The organism is Flavobacterium sp. LPB0248 (assembly GCF_013388355.1).
Lineage (GTDB): Bacteria > Bacteroidota > Bacteroidia > Flavobacteriales > Flavobacteriaceae > Flavobacterium.
In genome coordinates this window covers 1,250,831-1,273,131 of record NZ_CP058246.1, presented here as the reverse complement: position 1 = coordinate 1,273,131, position 22,301 = coordinate 1,250,831, and the positions used below count along the sequence as shown (strand labels likewise).

14 protein-coding genes are annotated in these 22,301 nt (G+C 34.7%); 5 read left to right on the top strand and 9 right to left on the bottom strand.

Annotated features, from left to right (window positions below):
- Nucleotides 1-109 precede the first annotated feature (109 nt).
- The 5 genes from LPB248_RS05325 to LPB248_RS05305 all read right to left on the bottom strand — a co-directional run bounded on the left by LPB248_RS05325 (nt 110) and on the right by LPB248_RS05305 (nt 6,457).
- Nucleotides 110-1,723 carry a glycoside hydrolase family 3 protein gene (locus LPB248_RS05325; RefSeq protein ID WP_177210533.1) on the bottom strand — a complete coding sequence of 538 codons (1,614 nt, stop codon included), beginning with the start codon at nt 1,721-1,723 and terminating at the stop codon, nt 110-112.
- A 131-nt stretch (nt 1,724-1,854) separates the two neighbouring features.
- Nucleotides 1,855-2,196, bottom strand: coding sequence for a hypothetical protein (locus LPB248_RS05320; protein ID WP_177210532.1), 342 nt, complete (start codon nt 2,194-2,196; stop codon nt 1,855-1,857).
- A gap of 22 nt (nt 2,197-2,218) precedes the next feature.
- Nucleotides 2,219-3,490 (bottom strand): MFS transporter, encoded by a 1,272-nt coding sequence (locus LPB248_RS05315; protein WP_177210531.1) that lies wholly within the window; start codon nt 3,488-3,490, stop codon nt 2,219-2,221.
- Nucleotides 3,477-5,051, bottom strand: a complete 1,575-nt coding sequence (locus tag LPB248_RS05310) for a glycoside hydrolase family 10 protein (protein WP_177210530.1) — start codon at nt 5,049-5,051, stop codon at nt 3,477-3,479. Before LPB248_RS05310 ends, LPB248_RS05315 begins: the two co-directional genes overlap by 14 nt.
- A 197-nt stretch (nt 5,052-5,248) precedes the next feature.
- Complete coding sequence (locus LPB248_RS05305; protein WP_177210529.1) at nt 5,249-6,457, bottom strand: anhydro-N-acetylmuramic acid kinase; 1,209 nt, start codon at nt 6,455-6,457, stop codon at nt 5,249-5,251.
- Between the two features lie 418 nt (nt 6,458-6,875).
- Here LPB248_RS05305 and LPB248_RS05300 point away from each other — a divergent pair, with 418 nt between their 5' ends.
- Nucleotides 6,876-7,877 carry an OmpA family protein gene (locus LPB248_RS05300; RefSeq protein WP_177210528.1) on the top strand — a complete coding sequence of 334 codons (1,002 nt, stop codon included), beginning with the start codon at nt 6,876-6,878 and terminating at the stop codon, nt 7,875-7,877.
- Nucleotides 7,878-7,942: 65 nt separating this feature from the next.
- Here the strand turns inward: LPB248_RS05300 and LPB248_RS05295 are convergent, their stop codons facing one another.
- Nucleotides 7,943-8,176: a hypothetical protein gene (locus tag LPB248_RS05295; RefSeq protein ID WP_111423893.1), complete on the bottom strand. Its 234-nt coding sequence runs from the start codon at nt 8,174-8,176 to the stop codon at nt 7,943-7,945.
- Between the two features lie 188 nt (nt 8,177-8,364).
- Complete coding sequence (locus LPB248_RS05290) at nt 8,365-9,261, bottom strand: hypothetical protein (protein ID WP_177210527.1); 897 nt, start codon at nt 9,259-9,261, stop codon at nt 8,365-8,367.
- 71 nt (nt 9,262-9,332) lie between these two features.
- On the opposite strand from LPB248_RS05290, the gene LPB248_RS05285 reads away from it, so the two are divergent.
- From LPB248_RS05285 to LPB248_RS05270, 4 genes are all read left to right on the top strand, one after another.
- The gene (locus LPB248_RS05285; RefSeq protein ID WP_177210526.1) at nt 9,333-9,767 is read left to right on the top strand and encodes a DUF6896 domain-containing protein; all 435 of its coding nucleotides are present in this window, start codon (nt 9,333-9,335) and stop codon (nt 9,765-9,767) included.
- 233 nt (nt 9,768-10,000) lie between these two features.
- Entirely contained in the window at nt 10,001-12,910 is a 2,910-nt protein-coding gene (locus LPB248_RS05280) for an FAD-binding and (Fe-S)-binding domain-containing protein (RefSeq protein ID WP_177210525.1), read from the top strand.
- Between the two features lie 327 nt (nt 12,911-13,237).
- Nucleotides 13,238-15,172 carry an amino acid permease gene (locus LPB248_RS05275; RefSeq protein WP_177210524.1) on the top strand — a complete coding sequence of 645 codons (1,935 nt, stop codon included), beginning with the start codon at nt 13,238-13,240 and terminating at the stop codon, nt 15,170-15,172.
- 146 nt (nt 15,173-15,318) lie between these two features.
- On the top strand, nt 15,319-16,413 hold the full coding sequence (locus LPB248_RS05270; RefSeq protein WP_177210523.1) for a DUF695 domain-containing protein: 1,095 nt from the start codon (nt 15,319-15,321) through the stop codon (nt 16,411-16,413).
- A gap of 55 nt (nt 16,414-16,468) precedes the next feature.
- Here LPB248_RS05270 and LPB248_RS05265 read toward each other — a convergent pair whose 3' ends face one another.
- Both LPB248_RS05265 and LPB248_RS05260 read right to left on the bottom strand, forming a co-directional pair.
- Nucleotides 16,469-20,398 carry a starch-binding protein gene (locus LPB248_RS05265; RefSeq protein WP_177210522.1) on the bottom strand — a complete coding sequence of 1,310 codons (3,930 nt, stop codon included), beginning with the start codon at nt 20,396-20,398 and terminating at the stop codon, nt 16,469-16,471.
- Between the two features lie 412 nt (nt 20,399-20,810).
- Nucleotides 20,811-22,055 (bottom strand): aminotransferase class I/II-fold pyridoxal phosphate-dependent enzyme, encoded by a 1,245-nt coding sequence (locus LPB248_RS05260; protein WP_177210521.1) that lies wholly within the window; start codon nt 22,053-22,055, stop codon nt 20,811-20,813.
- Between the last annotated feature and the right edge of the window lie 246 nt (nt 22,056-22,301).

Below are 22,301 nucleotides of genomic sequence, written 5' to 3'. Positions count from 1 at the left end.
TAAATATTTATTTCTGGTGCAAAAGTAGGGCATAAGTACAGGTTCTTACAATAAGATGTGATTATAAAAACTTATAAGTTGATAAATTTTGACTATTTATACTTTTAACTTATTGAATGTCAATATTTACGGGTAACACGCCTGAGGAACTATTTTTTTCTAAAAATTGAATTGCTGCAGTTTTTTGAAATTCTTCAAAATCTTGGTACGCCTGAATTAGTCCTGAAGCCTTTTTCAGATTCGGAATTAAAGGCAACGCATACGGATTTCCGAAAACAAATACGATGCATTTTTTGGTCTGCAATAATTCAGAAAGTAGTTTTAAAACTTCGTTATCAATTTCGAAATTATTTAGAGGTTTTGCTTTTGGAACAAATAATGAAATCAAAATCGTTTCGAAATTTTCTAATTCTTTTTGGATTGATGAAATATCTGAAACTTCGAGGCTTTCAAAAGCAAATTCTGGAGAACCAAGTTTTGAGTTCAGCGTCTTGAAAAATGTATTTTCAGTATTTTTATATAAACTCAGTTTAGCGAGTTTATTGTTTTTCTGTGCTTCAAAAGCTAGTTCAGCACTTGAGTTGTCTATAATTTTAGTAATGGCATTTTGTGCAATTTCTAAGTTTATTTTTGATGTTTTTTTGAAATCCAATTCACCAGAAACAGCAGTACTTCCAGAAAGAATTCCAGCTTTTTCTTTTGCTTTCATGATTCGGTTGTAACTTTCGAAAATACGTTCTGGAGAAGCATTTTTATAAATCGCTTCGATTCCTTCTGGAACATTTTCGGCGAAACATAAAATATCATTTCCTGCATTAAAAGCTTCCCATTCTAATTGACCTTTGGTTTCGTACAATTTAGAAACGCTGTGCATGTTTAAAGCATCAGAAATTACTAAACCGTCGTAACCTAATTTATCACGCAAAAGATCTTGAATAACAGCTTTTGATAAAGTTGCAGAAGTATCTTTTCCGTCATTTAAACTTGGAACTGCCAAATGTCCAATCATAATCGAATCGACATTATTTTCAATTCCTTTAATGAACGGATATAATTCGTTTTCCATCAATTCTTCTAAAGTTTCCTTTAAAACAGGCAATCCTAAATGTGAATCCACATTGGTATTTCCATGTCCTGGAAAGTGTTTCAGACAGCCTAAAACGCCAACTTCCGACATTCCTTTTAGATATTCAATTGAAAAATCGGCAACTTTATTTTTATCTTCTCCAAAAGAACGATAACCAATAACCGGATTGTTTGGATTGTTATTAATGTCTGCCAAAGGCGATAAATTATACTGAATTCCAGCGGCTTTTAAATCTAAACCAATTTGTTTTCCAACTTCGTAAACCAAATCGGCTTTGTTTTCTGGCAAAGCGCCAAGTGTAATCGCATATGGATATTGAGGAGTTTTTTCAATTCGCATTGCCAATCCCCATTCTGCATCAATGCTAATAAGAAGCGGAGTAGAAGCGGCTTTTTGATAACGAGCGATTAAAGTTTTGATTTTTTCGTAGCTATCATCGTTGAAAACTACTTTTTTCTTGCTCTCGTAATTGGTTGCAGCGCTAGCACGGCTATGGAAAAAGGTCAATCCGCCAATATTATGTTCTTTGATTAAACGTTCTGTCTCTTGAATGTTTTCTTCAGTATCGTTGATAAAAACGGCAGGAAAGAAAAATTGTCCTATTCTTTGGCGTAATGCTTCGGCTGTAATTTTCATTATTATAAAGGCTTTTTCATACAAACTTTATTATCCATTTTTTATAATAAAGATAATTTGGAATGATGGTATAATTTGATTTTAAAATCAGTTGTGTTCTTCCTAAAAAGGGCACAATTATTCTTATTTGCTTACTTTAATTTAGCTTTCTTCTGTTTGGCCAATTGCTTTTTGGTTTCAAGCGCTTTTTCCAATCGGTTTTTGAAACGGAAAAGTTTTGGTAAACCTTCTAAGCGATCTACGAGAGTGATTTCTTCGTAAACTAAAATAGCTTTTTCTAAAATCCTGATTTCATTATCAAGATCATTTTGGTTTTTGTAGATTGTTGCCAGTCGGTCATAAGGATGATTTCCTTTAAAACCTTCTTTGGCATTTGCTTCATACAGCTCAATAGCTTTTTCAAGATTTCCGGTTTTTTCGAACTCAGCTCCTTTCAGATTTCGTTCGGCCTGCAAATTTTCATTGATTTCCATATGTAAAAGTTTGATTTGGGGGTTAAACTTCTTCAGATTTCTTCCCAAAATCTTTTGGGAAAGTTAAAAAACGTGATAAAATAAGACCTGGAATTGTAGCTATAAGAACCCATATAAAGAAGTTATCATAGCCTAAATATTTCTGAATATAACCGCTCAGCATTCCTGGAAGCATCATTCCTAATGCCATAAAACCAGTTGCAAGTGCATAATGTGCCGTTTTTGATTCTCCCTCAGCCACATGAATCAAATACATCATAAATGCTGTGAATCCAAAACCGTAACCAAATTGTTCTACAATCACGACGGCATAAATATAATAAATTGAAGTTGGGTGAAAAAATGCCAGTAAAATGAATCCGATAATTGGTAAGTGCATCGCTAAAAACATGGGAAACATCCATTTGGTAAGTCCATGCCTAGAAATTGCAATTCCTCCTAAAATACCACCAATAGTTAATGCTGCAACACCACAGGTTCCATAAATTATTCCCACAGCTTCGGTATCCAATGCCATTCCGCCCAATTCTTTTGAATCTAATAAAAATGGACTAAGCATTTTAAGCAATTGTGATTCTCCTAATCTGAAAACAAGAATAAAAGTCAGAATTAATCCGATTTGTTTTTTCTTAAAAAAGCTGACAAATATGGTTCCGAAACTTTGATTTGGTATTTCTTTATTGCTTTTTACAGCATTTGTTTCATTTTTTGGTGTAAAAATGAAATTGTAAACGGTAATAAATGCCATTAATAAACCAACACAAATCATAGTGTAAGACCAAGCCTTTGTATTGTCTCCATATTTATGTTCTAAATATCCTGCAAAAAGGACTACTAATCCGTTTCCTGCAAGCATAGAAAGTCTGTAAAAAGTACTTCTGATTCCAATAAAGAAAGATTGTTTGTCTTCTGGTAGAACCAATAAATAAAAGCCATCACTAGCAATATCATTAGAAGCTGATGCAAAAGCTGCAACCCAGAAAATGGACAATGTCATTATGAAAAATCCGTTGAGCGGAATAGTAAAACCGACCAGCAAAAAAGCAATAGAAATTATGAGCTGCATTAGTAGAAACCATTTTCTTTTGGTTCCAATAAGTTCGATAAGTGGGCTCCAAAGTGGTTTTATAACCCAAGGGAGATATAACAAACTGGTGTAAACACCGATATCCTCGTTAGAAATTCCTAGATTTTTGTACATAATTACCGAAACCGAAATAATTATGGCATACGGTAATCCAGAAGCGAAGTTAAGAAGCGGAATCCAAAACCAAGGTTTGTTATCTATTTTCATTTGGTTGATTAGGGGTATAGTTTTTAAATGGCTTTTTTAGGTCTATAGCAGTTGGGGTGCTTTCGTTTGCATAATAATCAATAAAAGTTACAGCGCAGGCTTTGTAAAGATTCAGTTTTCCTGCTGCAATAGCAAAAGTGATTTTTCCGTCAACTTCTTTTATAGTTACTTTTTCAACGATTTTTGTTGCGTCGTTAATGTCAATTTTCGAAACGTGATCGCCTCCATAAACCACCATATAACGAACTTTTGTATTTAGCGGACTTTGGAAAGTAAAATTATATTTAATGCTGTCTTTGCTATACTCCAAAACTTTTGGCGTATCAATAATTACGTGTCTTAAATTAGGAACTGCTGCAGGAAGTGCAGGATATTTGTATTGGTTTTCTTCTAAATGACGAACTACATCGAAATTTTTACCCATAAACCATTTTGAACTGAAATAGGCACTTCCGGAAACATTTTTAAAAGTTCTTAGAAAATCAATTTGAGTTGGAATTTCGGTCATATAATTCCAGCTTTTATCACCATCACCTCTAATTTTGTATGTTGCATGTCCGATGTAAATAGCAGTATTAGGATTAGCATTTTCAGACCACCATTTTACCAGTTTAGAATAAGAAGCTCTTGTATTGTTCATGCTCCAATACAATTGAGGCAAGATATAGTCGATCCAATTTTGATCCATCCATAACATCGGATCTGCGTACAGATCATCATAATTTGATGTAGATTGTGTTTCAGAACCTCTTGGATCCTGAGATTTGTTTCGCCAAACCCCAAACGGACTAATTCCGAATTGAACCCAAGGTTTGCTTTCTTTTATAGTTGTAGAAATAGCGTGTACAAAGTTGCTCACATTTGCACGGCGCCAATCAGAAAGGCTTAAACCTGCTCCGTATTTTTTGTAAGATGCACTATCGTTAAATACTTTTCCAGGAACCGCGTAAGGATAAAAATAATCGTCAAAATGAATCGCGTCGATATCATATTTGTCTACAACTTCTTTTACCACTTTTGTTAAATGCGCCTGAACTTCTGGCAATGCAGGATTATAATAATATTTTCCACCGTATTCAATCATCCATTCAGGATGTTTAAAAAAGTCGTGTCCAGGACTTAAAAGATTTTTATTTAAATCGAAAGTAGCGCGATACGGATTTAGCCAAGCGTGAAATTCAAATCCGCGATTGTGCGCTTGTTCGATCATCCACTCTAAAGTGTCGTAATATGGGTTTGGAGCCAAGCCTTCTTTTCCAGTCAAAAATCTAGACCAAGGCGCAAATTCAGAAGGATAAATAGCATCGCCAACACTTCTAATCTGAACAATTACAGCATTATAATTTAGTTTTTTGTAAGCTTCTAAAATTTCAAGATAATCAGCTTTTTCTTTTTCTACGTTGTCTGTTGCTTTTTGTGGCCAGTCAATGTTTACGACTGTTGCAATCCAGACACCTCTAAATTCATTTTTAGGATGCGTTGTGCTTTCCTGAGAAACAGATTTCCATCCAAAGAAAATTAAAAATAGGAGAGAGTATAGTAAGTGCTGATTTTTATGCATTTCAATCTTTATTTTAACAAGAACCAAAAATAGGCTTAATTTTTTTTCTGCCACGAATTCACGAATTTTTTTTAATCAAAGTTTTTCCGCTACGAATTCACGAATCATTTTATATAATCCAAGTAAGTTAATTCGTTTAATTAATCATGTTTTTTCCGCATAGATTTTTAAATAAATTCGTGAATTCGTGGCTATCTTTAATCAGGGAAAGAAATTTTCCCCATTGTTACTGATGGAATTCCTTTTTGCGAACCAAAATTATAATTTCCGCCAGCAACAGTTTCATTGGCCAAAACAGCAAACAAAACGGCTTCTTTTGCATCGCCTGAAATTCCGAGAACATCGCTTTTTTCAAATTTACAAGATAACAATTCCTGTAACCAGCTCACCAATAACGGATTTCGTGCGCCACCGCCAGACATATAAATTGTAAACTCTTCGATTGGTGTTTTAGTATTTTCTACAACAAACAAAACCGCTTCTGCAATCGTTTCTGCACTCAGGCGTGTTAAAGTTGCCAGCAAATCTGATGCCGAAATATTCTGTAATCCTAATTTTACTAAAGCTGAATTTACAAAATCGTGATTAAATAATTCCTGACCAATCGTTTTTGGGAAACTTTGTTTGAAAAAAGGATCACCTTTTAATTCGCTTAAAAGTTCTTGATTTACCGTTCCTTGTTTAGCAATCTCTGCATCTTTGTCGAAGCTTTTTTCAGGAAAAAACTGTTTGGTGAAAATATCGATTAAAGTATTTGCAGTTCCGGTATCGGTTACAAAAACCTCCTCAGCATTTTGTGAAGCTGGCAAATAAGTAAAATTTGCAATTCCGCCCATGTTCAGCATAATTCGGTTTTCACCTTTTTTACTGAATAACAAATAATCGCCATAAACTGCCAAAGGCGCGCCTTCGCCACCTGCAGCAACATGTTTTTGTCTGAAATCTGATAAAGTGATAATTCCCGTTTTTACCGCAATATGATCGCCATCGCCTATTTGCAAAGTCGCGTTTGGAAATTTTTCCTGTTGATGCAAAAACTTTGGCGCATGCAAAACCGTTTGTCCGTGTGAGGCAATCAAATCGACTTCGCTTGCGGGAATATTCCATTTGCCAAGACAATCGTTGATCATTCCGGCATGCAGGTTTGCAATCCATTCGTTTAATAAAACCAAATGTTGAAAATCGATTGTTTTTTTAGCAAATACTTTTCTGATTTCAGTTTTAATATCGTCATTATAATCGATGGTTTCAAAGTGCTGGATTTTTACAACCGTATTTCCGCCTTCTCCCGAAACTTCGCAAAGCGCCAAGTCTAGTCCGTCAAGCGAAGTTCCTGACATTAAGCCTATTATTTTTCGAGTCTCTTTTTGAGCAATTTCGTAAAGAGCTTTTATATTTTTATTCATTTCAAGTAATCTTAAAAACGCAATTAATTTGGAAACGCTAAAATGGGATTATTTTACATATAAATTTATAAAAAAGGTAAATTATTGTTTCAAGTTGCAAGAATTAACAAAAATATGATTGGGATGAAATATTTATAGCGAAAATAATGAAGTTTAAAAGAGTCCGTCGGAATGAAATATTGATGTTTGAAAAATGCTCTTCTGTTGATACTCAATGTAGATAATCTGAAATGTTGAACTTTTAGGACGTTTAATAAGATGCAATAAAAGACTTCGAGTCCAATGCGTATGAAATTTTTGCTTTAAAAAAGTAAGAAAAAGAGATGTAAAAAAGAGTTTATATTTATATTTACGAAATTAAACGAATAAAAAAAGAAGAATAAATTTGTAAATAATAGTATTAAAAAAGTGTTTTTAAATGAAAAAGATATCTCTCTTAATGGCAATTGCTTTAATTTTTTTCTCATGTGATAAAAAGGCAAAAGAAAATCAAGACAATAAAACTTCAGAGTCGCAAACTACTGAAGAAGTTCAAAAAAAAGAAAATGCTTCGGCAGGCAAAATTAATATTGAAGACATTCCTTATTCAAATAGTGATCTTGGTGAATTTCCGTTTTTTACTCTTCCTAAAGGTTTAGTGAATCAAAACAAACCTTTACAAAAGAATTTCGATGTTTGTTTTTTTCCTGTTAATGGTATTATGACTCCTTTTGAAGGAAAGCTTTATAAAACAAATGTTGTTAGCGCCGAAAATGAGGAATTCTCTAAAATGTATTTTGAAAAAAGTCTTGAAGATTATCTAAGTTCTATTGGAGCTGTTAAGGTGTACGACGGAGAAATAACTGAAAGTGAATACAACCGATATCAAAAGCAAGACCCTAATAAAGGAAATGAGGGTGATATGGGATATGCCGATGAGCAAATTAAATTTTATGTAATTCGCACTAAGGATAAAGGAAATATCTATATCCAATTTTCAGCCAATAGTGCATCTGGAAAACTAAACATTCTACAGGAAGCAAATCTGAAACAGACTATTCAAAAAATTACAGCTGATGAAATTGTGAAAGATCTGTCTGAAAAAGGAAAATCTATTCTTTATATCAATTTTGAAATTAATAAAGCCGATTTGACAGAAGATGGAAGTAAAACAATAAATGAAATTTTTCTTGCGCTTAAAAAAGATCCATCGTTAAATATTTCAATTGAAGGGCATACAGATAATACTGGTGATGCTCAAAAAAATAAAAAACTTTCGTTAGATCGTGCAAATTCGGTAATGAATGCATTGGTTTCAAAAGGAATTAATAAATCAAAATTGACAGCAAAAGGATTTGGCTCTGAACATCCATTAGTTTCAAATGATTCTGAGGAAAATAAAGCAAAAAATAGACGCGTAGAATTAGTCAAAGTTAAATAAACAGCTTTCGAAGAAAAAAACAGAAACCCTCGATTTTTAAAATCGAGGGTTTCTCTTTTTAAATTTTACTCCAGCTCCAAATAAGGATTTAAAGTTTCAGCCAATTCATTGAGCCAGTAAAAGCTGTCTCTTAATTTGATGATTTCGCTTTGAAATGTTTCATGTTCGCTCAAAACGCATAAAGCGAGTGTAAAATTTACTTGCCTTAATGTTTTTGCCATTTCAACAGGATCGATTCTGTCGTTGAAGAAATTCAAAAGCTTGATTTCGGTTTGTTTTGAAATTGTGTTTGCATTCATAAAGTCGTAGTTTTAAAATAATAAAACCCTTGTAAATTAGTGGTTCTAACGCCTACGACAGCGCCACGGTCGTTTCCGATACCGTCCACATAATACAAGGGCAAAGCCTATTTAGTTCTTAAGGTCGTAGTTTAAGAGTTGTAAAAGTATCAAAAAAAACGACAAAAAGTAAGAAAAATAATATATTTTTAAAATTCACAAAGTAAAGTTACAGGGTATTTTTCTTCACGAAATATTTTCATATGATTATCAAGATCAGAAAATATGTTTTCAAATCTATCAAAAGAAGATTCATAACCATAACTTCCATCTTTTTTGAAACTTTCTTTAATTTTAAGTGCACCAATAACTTCAAATTTATCTTTAAAAGATATAATATCTCTATGAGTTACTAAATGATAGCAAAGTCCAAATAAAAAATTATCTTGATTAGCATATTCCCAAATTTCATCTACATTTGGTTGTTGCTCTAAAATGGTTTTCCAATTATAAGTTGAAGGAATTTTTCTGCCAGAAATGAAACAAGATTTTAAATCTTCAACAGTTGGCTTGTTTATGCCTTTATATGTTGTGACAGCCAAATCATATGAACATTGTCCTCTTTGTTGTGTAACTTTGGCGCAAATTACGGCATAATAATTATTGTCTGAAAGTTGGAAAGTTAACAAATCATTTGGCTGAAAATATAGATTTTTAATAATCCTGTATTTTTTTCTTTTTCTAACTTTTAAATTTGGCTGACTTATTTTCTTTAAAAGTTTATCAAGCTCTTTTTGTCTTTTTTTGCCTTCATTGGCATCGCATTCCTCAGTCCAGATTTTTACCCCAGCTTTTATTTCAATAACACGTTTTACTTCTTCAAGAATTTCTTCGGTTAATTCACCAATTTCCCAAAAAGCAAGTGCATAAGAAGTTACAAAAATTTCGTGATAGAAATCGGTATCGTCGCCATAATTTTCTATGATAAAAGGAATTTCTTTTTTAATGGTTTCTATAGTTGCGTCGCTGTCATATAAATCCATTATTGATTCGTAAGTATCTCGAGCTAAATCACCATCGATTATTTTTACGCCGTCTGTTGCCATTGTATTTTTGGAATTATTTTAAAAAGAAAATCAGGCTAAATATAAAAAGTTTTGGATATTTGTTTTTAATTATGATCGAAAAAATCTTAACCGACTACATTACATTTATTAGAAGCTTCGAAGCTTTATTAAAAGATAAATACCAAAAAGACATAAATCCATGTTCGTTTTCAATTACTTTCTTTGAAAGAGTAGGTTCAATTGAGGGGATTGAATATTATTTTCATGGAAGTGGATGCACCGCTAAAAAAGATGGAATTATTTATACTTATGATATTTCAATAAATGAAATTACTTTCACACAATGGGATCTTACAGAGCTTATTAGAACTCATCCAGAATATCAGAAACTAAATTATAGTGAAGATTATATCGAGTATGAACTTTACCAACTTATAAATAAAGGAATTTTAGAATGGTTGACTTTCGAAAGGATTGAAGGAAAGGCTTTTGGATGTGTTTTTAAATGTTATAGAGTTGTTCAGGAATCTTTTTTTCTTCAATAAACCTTCTTATGAAACCAAATGCCCTAGCCCTAATGGGAGCGGCATCCTTTTGTGGTGGGGTTCACCACAAAAGATATAGCGGACAGCAGGAAATAGCTTCTAATTAGAATTCCAAAAAAGAAATCCCAAATTCCAATTCAAAAACAATCTCAAAGAAAACCTTTGTCACTTTGTAACTCTGAACCTTTGAACCTAAAAAAATAACTATTTTTGTATTTCAAAAGAAAGCAAGAATGTCAATACTTAAGGATTTAGAGCAATTAGCCAGCGAACTCGAAGGCACACTTTTATACGATGATCTTCATAAAACACTTTATTCGACAGATGCGTCGGTGTATCGGATTCTGCCAAATGCGGTGGCTTTGCCTAAATCTACAGCTGATATTAGCAAGTTAATTCGCTTTGCGGGAAAACATAATATTTCGATTACGCCAAGAACTGCAGGAACTTCATTGGCAGGACAAGCGGTTGGAGACGGACTTGTGGTGGATGTTTCTAAACATTTTACCAAAATATTGGGTTACAATGCTGAGAAAAAAACGGTTACGGTTCAGCCAGGCGTTATCCGCGATGAATTGAATTTATTTTTGAAACCTCATGGTGTTTTCTTTGCGCCAATTACATCGACTTCAAACCGCGCCATGATTGGCGGAATGGTTGGAAATAATTCCTCTGGAACAACTTCAATTCGTTACGGTGTTACGCGTGATAAAATTGCTGAGGTAAAAGCGATTTTGAGCGACGGAACTGAAGTGGCTTTTGGCGAATTGACTTCAGCGGAATTTATCGAGAAAACCAAAGGAGATTCTTTAGAAAATAAAATCTACAAAAGCGTTTACGACGAACTTTCGGTAAAAGAAAATCAGGAAGAAATTATAAAAGAGTTTCCGAAACCAGAAATTCACAGACGAAATACGGGTTACGCTGTTGATATTCTATTAAAGTCAGAATTATTTGGCGGAACTGAACCCACAATAAACCTTGGAAAATTGCTTTGCGGAAGCGAAGGAACCTTAGCTTTTACAACCGAAATCACTTTAAAAGTTGACGATTTACCGCCACCTCACAGTATTATGGTGGTGGCGCATTATCATACGATTCAGGAATCTTTGGAATCTGTTGTGGTGGCTATGAAACATCATTTGTACACTTGCGAAATGATTGATGACACGATTTTGGATTGTACGAAAACGAATCGTGAACATATTAAAAACCGTTTCTTTTTGGTTGGCGAACCAAAAGCAATTATGCTTTTTGAAGTCGCTTCGCACACTTTAGAAGATGCCGAAAATCAAGCGAATGATTTAATTGCCGATTTAGAGAAACACAATTTTGGATATGCTAGCGTTAAGTTATTTGGAGCTGATATTGACAAAGCCAATGAATTGAGAAAAGCAGGTCTTGGACTTTTAGGAAGTATTGTAGGTGATGATAAAGCAGCTGATTCTATAGAAGATACAGCAGTAGAATTAAGCGATTTACCAGCGTATATTGCAGAATTTTCGGCAATGATGTTACGCCACGGACAAGAAGCGATTTATTACGCGCATGCGGGTGCGGGAGAATTGCATTTGCGTCCCGTTTTGAATTTGAAGAAAACGGAAGATCTAAAATTATTTAGAACCATTGCGACCGAAGTAGCGCATTTGGTAAAAAAATATAGAGGTTCGCTAAGTGGTGAACACGGCGACGGAATCGTGCGCGGTGAGTTTATTCCGTTTATAATTGGCGATAAGAATTACGAATTGCTGAAAAGAATCAAATTGGCGTTTGACCCGAATTCGGTTTTAAATATCGGGAAGATTGTCAACGCTTTGAAAATGGACGAAAATCATCGTGTAGTTTCGGGAAGGGTAGAACCAGATATTAAAACGTTTCAGGATTTCTCAGACAGTTTAGGAATTTTGCGTGCTGCTGAAAAATGCAACGGTTCTGGTGATTGCCGAAAAATGCCATCGGCAGGCGGAGCGATGTGTCCGAGTTATCGTGCAACTAGAAACGAGAAAGAAACGACTCGTGCGAGAGCAAATGCATTACGTGAATATTTGACATATTCTGAAAAAGAAAACAAATTTGACCAGAAAGAATTATACGAAGTTTTTGAGTTGTGTGTAAGCTGTAAAGCCTGCGCCAGCGAATGTCCAAGTAATGTGGACGTTGCGACTCTTAAAGCGGAATTTTTATATCAATATCAAAAAGCAAACGGATTTTCGACCAGAAATAAGATTTTTGCGAATAACGCCAAATTGAATAAAATGGGAAGTTTGTTTCCGTCGATTACGAATTTTATTTCGAATCAGTCTTTGGTGAAGAAAACAATGGGAATTGCGCCTGAAAGGCAAGTGCCGCTTTTGGCGAAAAAGACGTTTAGAAAATGGTATGAAAATAACAAACCTAAAAACGGAGATTTTACAAACGGACAATTGTATTTGTTTGTAGATGAATTCACGAATTATTACGACGTAAATATCGGAATTGATGCTTTTGAATTATTGACGAAATTAGGTTACGAAGTTTTAATCGTAAATCACGAAGAAAGCGGAAGAACTTATTTATCTAAAGGATTTCTGGAAGAAGCGAAAAAGATCACGGATATCAATATCAATATTTTCAAAGATTTGATTTCGAGCAATACGCCATTAATTGGAATTGAACCTTCGGCGATTTTGACTTTTAGGGATGAATATTTGCGATTGGCATTGGATAAAGAAAATGCAGAACGTATTTCGCAAAATGCTTTTACGATTGAAGAATTCTTCAAGAAAGAAATCATCGACGGAAAAATAACTCCAGATTCATTCTCAGATGAAGCGAAAGAAATTAAAATTCACGGGCATTGTCATCAAAAGTCATTAAGTTCTGTTGAAGCGACTTTCGCAATGCTGAATCTTCCTAAAAATAATACAGTTACGATTTACAATTCGGGTTGTTGCGGAATGGCGGGTTCTTTTGGTTATGAAAAAGAGCATTATCAAGTGAGTATGCAAATGGGAGAGGATACGCTTTTTCCAAAAGTGCGTAATACGGCCGAAAACGTAAAAATAGCTGCTGCAGGAACGAGCTGTCGTCATCAAATTTACGACGGGACAAAACGTGAGGCGCAACATCCGGTTAGTATTTTGAGAAACTGCCTTAAATTTTAGATTTTAGACTGTAGATTTTAGATTTTTTGCGACAGATTATTAAGATTAGAATGATTTTGTTTCACGCAGATTTGGCAGATTGAGCAGATTTAATTTTATTAAAGATTGGTGTAATCTTCTCACCAATAAAAATCAGCTATATCTGCTAAATCTGCGAGAGAAAAATATAAACACAGATAGAAAAAATAATTCGCGAATTCGTGGCGAAAAAAACTTCATCGAAAACAAAATCGTTTTATATATTTGAAATCAAGATAATTTTTGCATTATTTGCAAAATAAAACAAAAAGAACTGAATTAAATTAATTTATAACAGCAAAACATTATATGGCATTTTCAAGTTTATTCCGAAAGAAAACAGTACAGGATATTCTGAAGCAGGTTGCACAGAACGAAACAGACGGTCATAATGCATTAGGAAAACACTTGACAACTAGGGATTTAACGGCTTTTGGAATAGCGGCTATTGTTGGAGCGGGAATTTTTAGTACTATTGGAAAAGCCAGTGCAGATGGAGGACCAGCTGTAATTTTCTTATTCTTATTTACTGCTTTGGCGTGTAGTTTTGCTGCTTTTGCTTATGCAGAATTTGCTTCGATGGTTCCAGTTTCAGGAAGTGCTTATACCTATTCGTATGTTGCTTTTGGCGAATTAATTGCTTGGATAATTGGTTGGGCTTTAATCATGGAATATGCCGTTGGAAATATAACCGTCGCCATATCGTGGAGTGATTATTTCACGGGACTTCTACAAAGTGGTGGCATTCATTTACCACAATGGATTCAGATGGATTACCTAACTGCTTCAAACGGATTTAACGATGCCGAGGCCTTAATGCGTGGTGGTAAATCATTCGAAAATTTAAGTGTTGCTTTACAGCAAGCGCATACTGCTTGGACAACTGCGCCAACAATTGGATCTTTTCATTTCGTAACCGATATACCAGCATTATTCATCATTATTCTGATTACAGCTTTGGTTTACAGAGGAATGAAGGAATCTCGTAACGCCAGTAATTTAATGGTTGTAGTAAAACTTTGTGTGGTTCTTTTAGTTATTGCAGTCGGGATTTTTTATGTAGATACAGCAAACTGGGATCCGTTTGCTCCAAATGGTGTTAGCGGAGTTTTAAAAGGAGTTTCTGCTGTTTTCTTTGCTTATATTGGTTTTGATGCGATTTCGACCACTGCCGAAGAATGTAAAAATCCGCAACGTGATTTACCACGCGGAATGATGTGGGCAATTATTATTTGTACGATTCTTTATATAGCTATCGCTTTGGTTTTGACAGGAATGGTAAAATATCATGAATTAAATGTTGGAGATCCTCTTGCATTTGTTTTCGATAAATTAAATTTAAAATGGATGTCTGGAATTATTGCTGTAAGTGCAGTAGTAGCTATGGCGAGCGTTTTATTGGTTTTCCAGATGGGACAGCCACGTATCTGGATGAGTATGAGCCGTGATGGTTTATTGCCAAAGAAGTTTTCTACCGTTCACCCAAAATTCAAGACACCATCTTTCGCAACTATTGTTACAGGATTTGTAGTAGCAGTTCCAGCGTTATTCTTAAACCTGACAATGGTAACCGATTTATGTAGTATCGGAACTTTATTTGCTTTTGTGTTGGTTTGTGCTGGAGTTTTAGTTTTACAAAACAAACCTGAAATTCCAAGAGGAAAATTCAAAACACCTTATATCAATTCAAAATTTATTCTGCCAGCTTTAATGATTGCAGGATTGTATTATGCTTTTGCTTTCAACAATAAAGCTACAATGGCGTTTATTAATAACGATCCGCAGATTTACGATGCAACATCAATTGTGACTTCTTTAGATAAATCAGAATCAGAGCAGGTTTTTAACTATTTAGAGAGTATCGAAGTAAACAATAAAACAGCTGAAACTTCAGATTTAGAACATTTATTGGGACAATACCAAGACGACGAAGTAAAATATGCTGAGGTTGTAAAAGGATTGCCAATTGCTGATTCTGCAAAATATGAGTCAGGATTTAGCTTATTCAAACACAAAATTCCAATGTGGATATTCTTATTGGTTTTGGTTGGATTAGCTGTTTGGGCTTTCAGAAAAAATCTGTCTTTAATTCCGCTTTTAGGATTAATCTGCTGTCTGTATATGATGGCCGAATTAAGCGTTTGGAACTGGATTTATTTTACAGTTTGGTTAATAATCGGATTGCTGATTTATTTTGGCTACAGTCGAAAAAATAGTAAATTGAATACTGAAAATATAGTTTAAAAAGTAAAATTTTTATAGAAAAGCCGTTCTGAGTACTTCATAACGGCTTTTTGTTTTTTGGATTTTTTATAGAAATATTCTTATGTTTTAAAAACACTTTTCCTTAAGTTTGTTTTCAGTAAAATTTTAAATTTAATTAGTAATACATGGGTTTTCTCGATAAAATATTGGGCAAAAAAGAAGCTTTAATACAATCTAATGCTGATTTTTGGAATTGGTTTTTAAAACATGAAAAAGAATTTTTTAAAATTGTAAAAGACAGACAAAACATCCATCAAGATTTTTTTGAAAAACTGGCGCCAAAACTGGATGAAATTCACAGCGGAATTTATTTCTTGACAGGAATGTTAGACGATAACACAGTCGAGTTAATCTTAACGCCGGACGGAGCAATTAGAAATATTTATGCAATTGAAGAATTGGTAAATGCAGCTCCTAAAATTGAAGGCTGGAAAATTACGGCATTAAAACCAGCATCGGATATCAAAGATATAGGAATCGATTACGAAGGATTCCAATTCAATAAAGACAATTTGAGATTTTATCCAAATATTCATGAAGGATATCCAGACGAAATAGACTTAACAGTTATTTATGATGATTTCGTTGAAGAAAAACGTCAAGCTATAGTAAACGGTGTTTATATTTTCTTAGACAATTATTTAGGAGAACTGCATTCTGTTACTTTGATTGATAACATGAAAATAAATGGTTCTAATGCTATTTCGGAAGAATTAATTCCGATCGAAAAATTAAAAGATTACCTGATTTGGAGAGAAAAGGAATTCGTTGAAAAATACGAAGGCACGAGGCATAATACAGAAAATGACAGCTACGCTAATTTTGAAGGTAAAAAACAAGATGGCTCAATAGTTTTAGCTTTAATCAATACAACACTTATTCAGTGGGATAAAAAAGCATCACACCCATGGATTTTTATTGTGACAATTCCGTTTGACGACTGCGATAATGGCGGACTTCCAGATGAAAAAACCTATAAATTATTAGATAGTATTGAAGAAGAAATAATACAAATTTTGCCAGATTCTGATGGATATTTGAATATCGGGAGAGAAACAGCTGACAATAAAAGAGAAATCTTTTTTGCTTGTAAAGATTTTAGAAAACCAACCAAAGTTGCCGATGACTTAATCAAAGAATACGATGGCGTTTTTGAAATTAGCTACGAAATTTATAAAGACAAATATTGGCAAACATTTAGACATTTTGAGTCAAGATAAAGTACAAAAAGCCGTTTTGAAGTTATTCAGAACGGCTTTTTAAATTAAAGTAATCTTATTTTTTTACAATCTTTTGCATAGTTTCTACGCCATTTTCTAGACGAATAGTAATAAAATACAATCCAGAACTTAGACGGCTTACATCAATAGTGCTAGTATTAGATTTTCCTTCCTGAACGATGCTTCCTTGTGCAGAAATTATGGTATACTCACTTATTGCAATGGTAGAGTTTACTTGCAAGGTCTGGCTTACAGGATTTGGATAAAGGCGTACAGCAAAGGTTTCTTCTTCTTTTTGGGTATCGGCATTAATTGCCATTTTTGAGGTAGTTGATCCCCATGTGTAAGAGTAGCCATCAGTTTTATTTAGCAAGTCGGCAGTTTGATTTGCTGAACCGCTTGAGCCATTATTGAAAATTACATTTATAGAAGTTGGTCCCGAAATGGTGTATTTGTAAAAACCATTTGTATCGGCTGTCATTGTTACGCCTGGCCACGTTGTATTAGCAACACTTCCTGTTGGAACAGCATTCCAGTAATGTACTTTTGGAGCGCCTGTCCAGTTTGTTGGAGGTTTAAAATAAACAGTAAGCGTTGGAACGGCAGCAAAAGTGTAAACTTCTGTTTTTACAGATGAAGCTACTCCCGCTAAGTTGACCACAAATGCTTTTAAAGTTGTATTTGCCGTAAAAGCAAATGATTTACTTCCAATTGCCGACGTAGAGCTTGTAGTAGGAGTTGTTCCATCTAAAGTATAATACAAAGTTGAAGTCGTTTCATTTGCCGTTAGAATAACATTAACAGTCGTTCCTGTTGTAAATGTTCCGCCAGGTTTAGAGTTTGTAAAATCTGGAGCAATAACAGGACATCTATTGGCTGGTTCACCACTTAGCCAACCAGAATCATAAAATTTAATTCCTGCGGTAGTGCTTAAATCTCCAGTTTTTAAATTTCCATCATTAAACAATAAATTGGAAGCGCTTACTGTTGACGGAAAAGTATATTTATACCAATCTCCGCAATCTTGAGTCATTGCAACTCCGGGATAAGTTACAGCAGGGGCAGTTCCTGTTGGTGACCAATAATAAATTTTAACAGCAGAATTCCAATTAGCTGGTTTTTTGAAATATACAGTAAAAGCAGCTGCGGTACTAAAAGTATATGTTTCTGTTTTTATGGCAGAATTAATTCCTGCGGCATTTTTGACAAAAGCTTTGAGCGTTGTTGTGCTGTTTATTGCAATTGTTTTTGAACCCACAGAAGATGAGGAAGCTGTAGTTGGAACTGTTCCGTCAAGAGTATAATAAATTACCGAAGCACTTTCGTTTGCTGTTAAAGTTACGTTTAAAGTGGTTCCTGTAGTAAAATTTCCTCCTGCTTGCGAAAATGTAAAATCGGGGGCGACAGAAGGGCATCTATTTGCTGGTTCACCGCTTAACCAGCCATTATCATAAAATTTGATTCCACCAGTTGCATTTAAATCACCCGTTTTTAACGAACCATCATTAAATAATAAATTGGAAGCGCTTACCGTAGATGGAAAAGTGTATTTGTACCAATCTCCACAATCCTGAGTCATTGCAACTCCTGGATAAGTTACTGCAGGAGCGGTTCCTGTTGGCAACCAATAATATATTTTTACAGCAGAATTCCAGTTGGCAGGTTTTTTAAAATAAACTGTAAATTCAGGAATTGCACCAATAGTATACGTTTTGGTGACAATATCAGATTGGTTTCCATCCTTGTCTACTGCAAAGGCTTTTATAGTTGTAGTTTGTGTAATATTAATAGTTTTTGTAGACTCAGCAACTGCCGAAGTTAGAGTTGGAGTAGAACCATCAAATGTATAATACAATTTAGGTTTTGGGTCTGTGCTATCTGTTGCTGTAATGGTAACATCTATAGCTGTAGTTGAGTTTCCAGCTTCTGGAGTAAAAGCGATTTTTGGAGCAACATCTAAATTTTTCCCAACCCAAACATGCTGAATTTTAGATTTAGTGGTATTTCCTTTTTTATCGGTTACTTCGACATAGTAGTCTAATAATTTTTCTGATATTCCTGCAATTTCAGCAGAATATTGATTAGCAATTACATCTGGAAGCATGTATAAATCTGCCTGCGGATTATTGGTAACATTTCCTTTCGGGAATACTCGTTCAGCCATTGGCAGCGTTATCCAGCTTCCTACTTCATTACCACCCGCATATGTTTCATTTTGATTGGAGTTAAGATTATTTTTTCCATCGGCATCAATTCTATATTTTAATTCTGCCTTTTCAATACCGCTCACATCATATGCAAAAGTATAGACAGTAAAATCTGCAGAGTTTAAGAAATCTTTGTAAGCGTAAGGCGCTCCATATCCTTTTTCGCCAGGATTGTACGGCCAGCGTTGCGGAATAAATACAGATGGTTTTGTATTATCTACTCCAGGATGAGCATCCAAAGTAGGTTTTGCAAATTGTACGCATCGATTAACAGCAAGTGTCGTTTTTATTTCAAGATCTTCTGCTAATCCATAATAAGCATTTCCACTGTCATAGCCCGCCATTAAGAAATGCCATGCTTTTTCAGCAGGACTTATAGCCGATGTCGGGTTTACAATCTCGCTCATTCTTAAATTGCTTCCTTCCAGTTGCTCGGCCATAATAGCATGATTTTCTCCAGCTGTTGTTATAGCTTGATTCATCATATCTTCAGTCCATCCATTTGGGTTGAATTTTTTTGAAACTGGATCAAAGAAAGGCCATAACCAATTGGTAAACTGTGGATGTCCAAAATCGCCATCGGCATTTACCCATGCACCATCTTCAACGTGCACAACTGCCGATTCGGGAACTGGATTATCATATAAATATTGCGGAATCGTAGTTGCAATATTCCCATTGGCAGATGATGCGTGAGAGAATCCTGTTACCGATTCGTTGTAATAAGACGATCCGCCACCCCAAGCATTATCGCCATCATGAGCAAATAATACAAGTGGAGGTCGAGGTGAAGTGGATGCCTTTGCAACAATTGGCGCAATTAAAGAAGTGCCAATTGTGGCATATCCATCTTCGTAGCTTTCATAATCAGCCATTGGGACTACCGTGATTTTATATTCCTGAGCAGTTTCTGGATCAACATATTTTGCTTTGTAAGGAAGATAAGAGTATGGCACAGCAAACTGTCCGCCACGAGCATCTTTCTGAGCAGAAAACCAAGTACCACCAAGAGTTTCTACCTGATCTGCTTTATTTGGAAGATCACACATAGTTCCGCCAGAACCATACTTTATAGGATAATCGGCCAAGGTTCTCGATAAATGGCTATTTGCAATTACAGACCATTCTATACCACATTCTGTAAGGGTTTTTATAATTCTTTCAGAAAAAGCACATTCTGCTGGCCAATATCCTTTAGAATCATGAGATCCAAATAATTGAGCGCTATAATATTGATGTGCTTTTATTTCTTTCTTCAAAGCTTCGTCGCTTAACAAAGGAGAAAGTGCATGATGCATCGTAAAAGAAACTACTTCCATACGAGAAAATCCGCCAGAAGTTTTCCAAGCTTTTGCATCTTTAATATTCTGTGTCCAAGAATTCGAATAGCCCCATTGATTTGCTTGGGCCAATTCGTTAACATTTTCCATCAAAGAACCGCCATAAGTAATTTGTGCCCCAGCTTTGGCCAAATCGCGAATCGAATTAATAGCATTTTTTGGCGCAAATTGATAGGCAGCAACTCGATCGCCTGCTCCAAAAATTTCTTCAAGATTGTTTGTTGGGTGAGCCAGTCCGTTTTTGTCATTATTAGCACCAGACATTTTTAAATCTTGAGACTCTTTTACGATTTGGTATCGGTTTGGATTTTTTTTGCTCACATCTCCCCAATAAGTTGGCTGGTGCAAATGCCATAAATAAGAAGTGTTTACTTGCGCCTGCAGAAATGCAATGGGGAAAAAAAGCAGGGTGTAAAATAAAAGTAGGTTTTTCTTCATAATTTCATTTTGTTTAGTTAAGTGGTTAAATTTTTGATAAAAGTATATTTTATTAACATTGAAAATATATAATAATTTGTAATTCAATTACTACAACGTTTTAGTGTTTAAAACTTTATCTGAAATAATGAGTTAACAAACTTTAATCATAAAATTTGTTAGGTTTTAATAAGAAATCTGTTTTTTGTGTTTTTAAGTTGTTGTAAATGAGTTTGTAAATAAAAAAATCCGCTAGAGAGATCTCCAGCGGATTCAAACAAACTAATAAAAAATGTGCAAATTTATTATAGAGGAATGTTTTGTTTTTATAGTGAATGTTTTTCTCGCGCAGATTGTGCAGATTTAGCAGATTATCATTGTAGATTTCGATAATGCATCGGCATAATTCGCCAAATCTGCGTGAGAAAAGTTTTTAATGAATCTCTTTAATAGCTTCCTTACGAACCTTTCCAGCATTCAAAATTCCAAGTTCAACCATACATTGTTTCATCATTTGGTAAGTGCGGTCAATATCATTATCCAAACCAATAGAAAAACGAATTAAACCGTCTGTTAATCCCATTTCTTTCTGTTCTTCCAATGGAATTTCGCTCGAAGTTGAGGTTCCAGGCGCACTAAAAAGCGTTTTGTAAAAACCTAAACTAACAGCCAAATAACCTAAATTGCGTTCCTGCATCAATTCCATTAATTCATTTGCTTTTGCTAAAGTTCCGACATCAATTGTCAGCATTCCCCCAAAACCATATTCAGGATTAATCATCGTTTTGTACAATTCGTGACTTGGATGGCTTTTTAAACCCGGATAAACCGTTTTTAAACCGTCTTTCTCAAACTGATCAGCCAAAAAATGCGCATTATGACTGTGCTGTTTGATTCTAATATGAAGTGTTCTCAAGTTTTTCATGACACTTGCCGAACGCAAACTATCCATTGTTGGCCCCAAAAGCATACTCGCTCCAGAATTTACATTCTTCAATGAATTAATAAATTCTTTAGAAGCACAAGTTACTCCGCCAACCGTATCACTGCTTCCGTTAATATATTTGGTCAAACTATGAATGACGATATCAGCGCCTAATTTTGCAGGAGAAACAGATAAAGGAGAAAATGTATTATCGACCACCAGTTTCAAATTATACTTTTTAGCAATTTGCGCCAAACCAGCAATATCAGCCACTTCAAGTAACGGATTGCTAACTGTTTCGCAATACAAAACTTTGGTTTTAGAAGTAATCGCAGCTTCTACAACGTCTAGTTTAGTGATATCAACAAAGCTTGTTTCAATTCCGAATCTTGGTGTAAAGTTTTTAAGGAAAGCATAAGTTCCACCATAAATAGTTCTGCTCGAAACAATATGGTCGCCCGCACCGCACAATTGCAAAAGAGTAGGAGTGATTGCGCCCATTCCCGAAGCCGAAACATTTGCCGTTTCTGTTCCTTCCATCGCCGCTAAAGCCTGGTCTAAATATAAATTACTTGGAGACGAATGGCGCGAATACAAATAACAGCCTTCCATGTTACCTTCAAAAGTATCAAACATAGTTTTGGCCGAAAGAAAAGTATAAGTCGAAGAATCAGAAATCGACGGATTCACACCGCCAAATTCACCAAAGTACTGCAAATCTTGAATTTTATCTGCTGGGTTGAAGTTTTTCATATTAGTTAGTTTTTTTGTTTTGTTTGCTTCGTCCATTCGGCTTTCAGCCTCGGGTCAAGTTTCAGGCTTCAAGTTCCAACAACCTGAAACTTGAAGCCTGAAACTTGAAACGGATAGCAGGGCTAGGGCATCCATTTTCAAAAGAAATTCTATTCAAAATAAGATCTAATAAGAAAATTAATCAACTGCTAGTTTAATAATTAGATTTTAAAACTATAAATATGATTTTATAATGATTTTTAATCT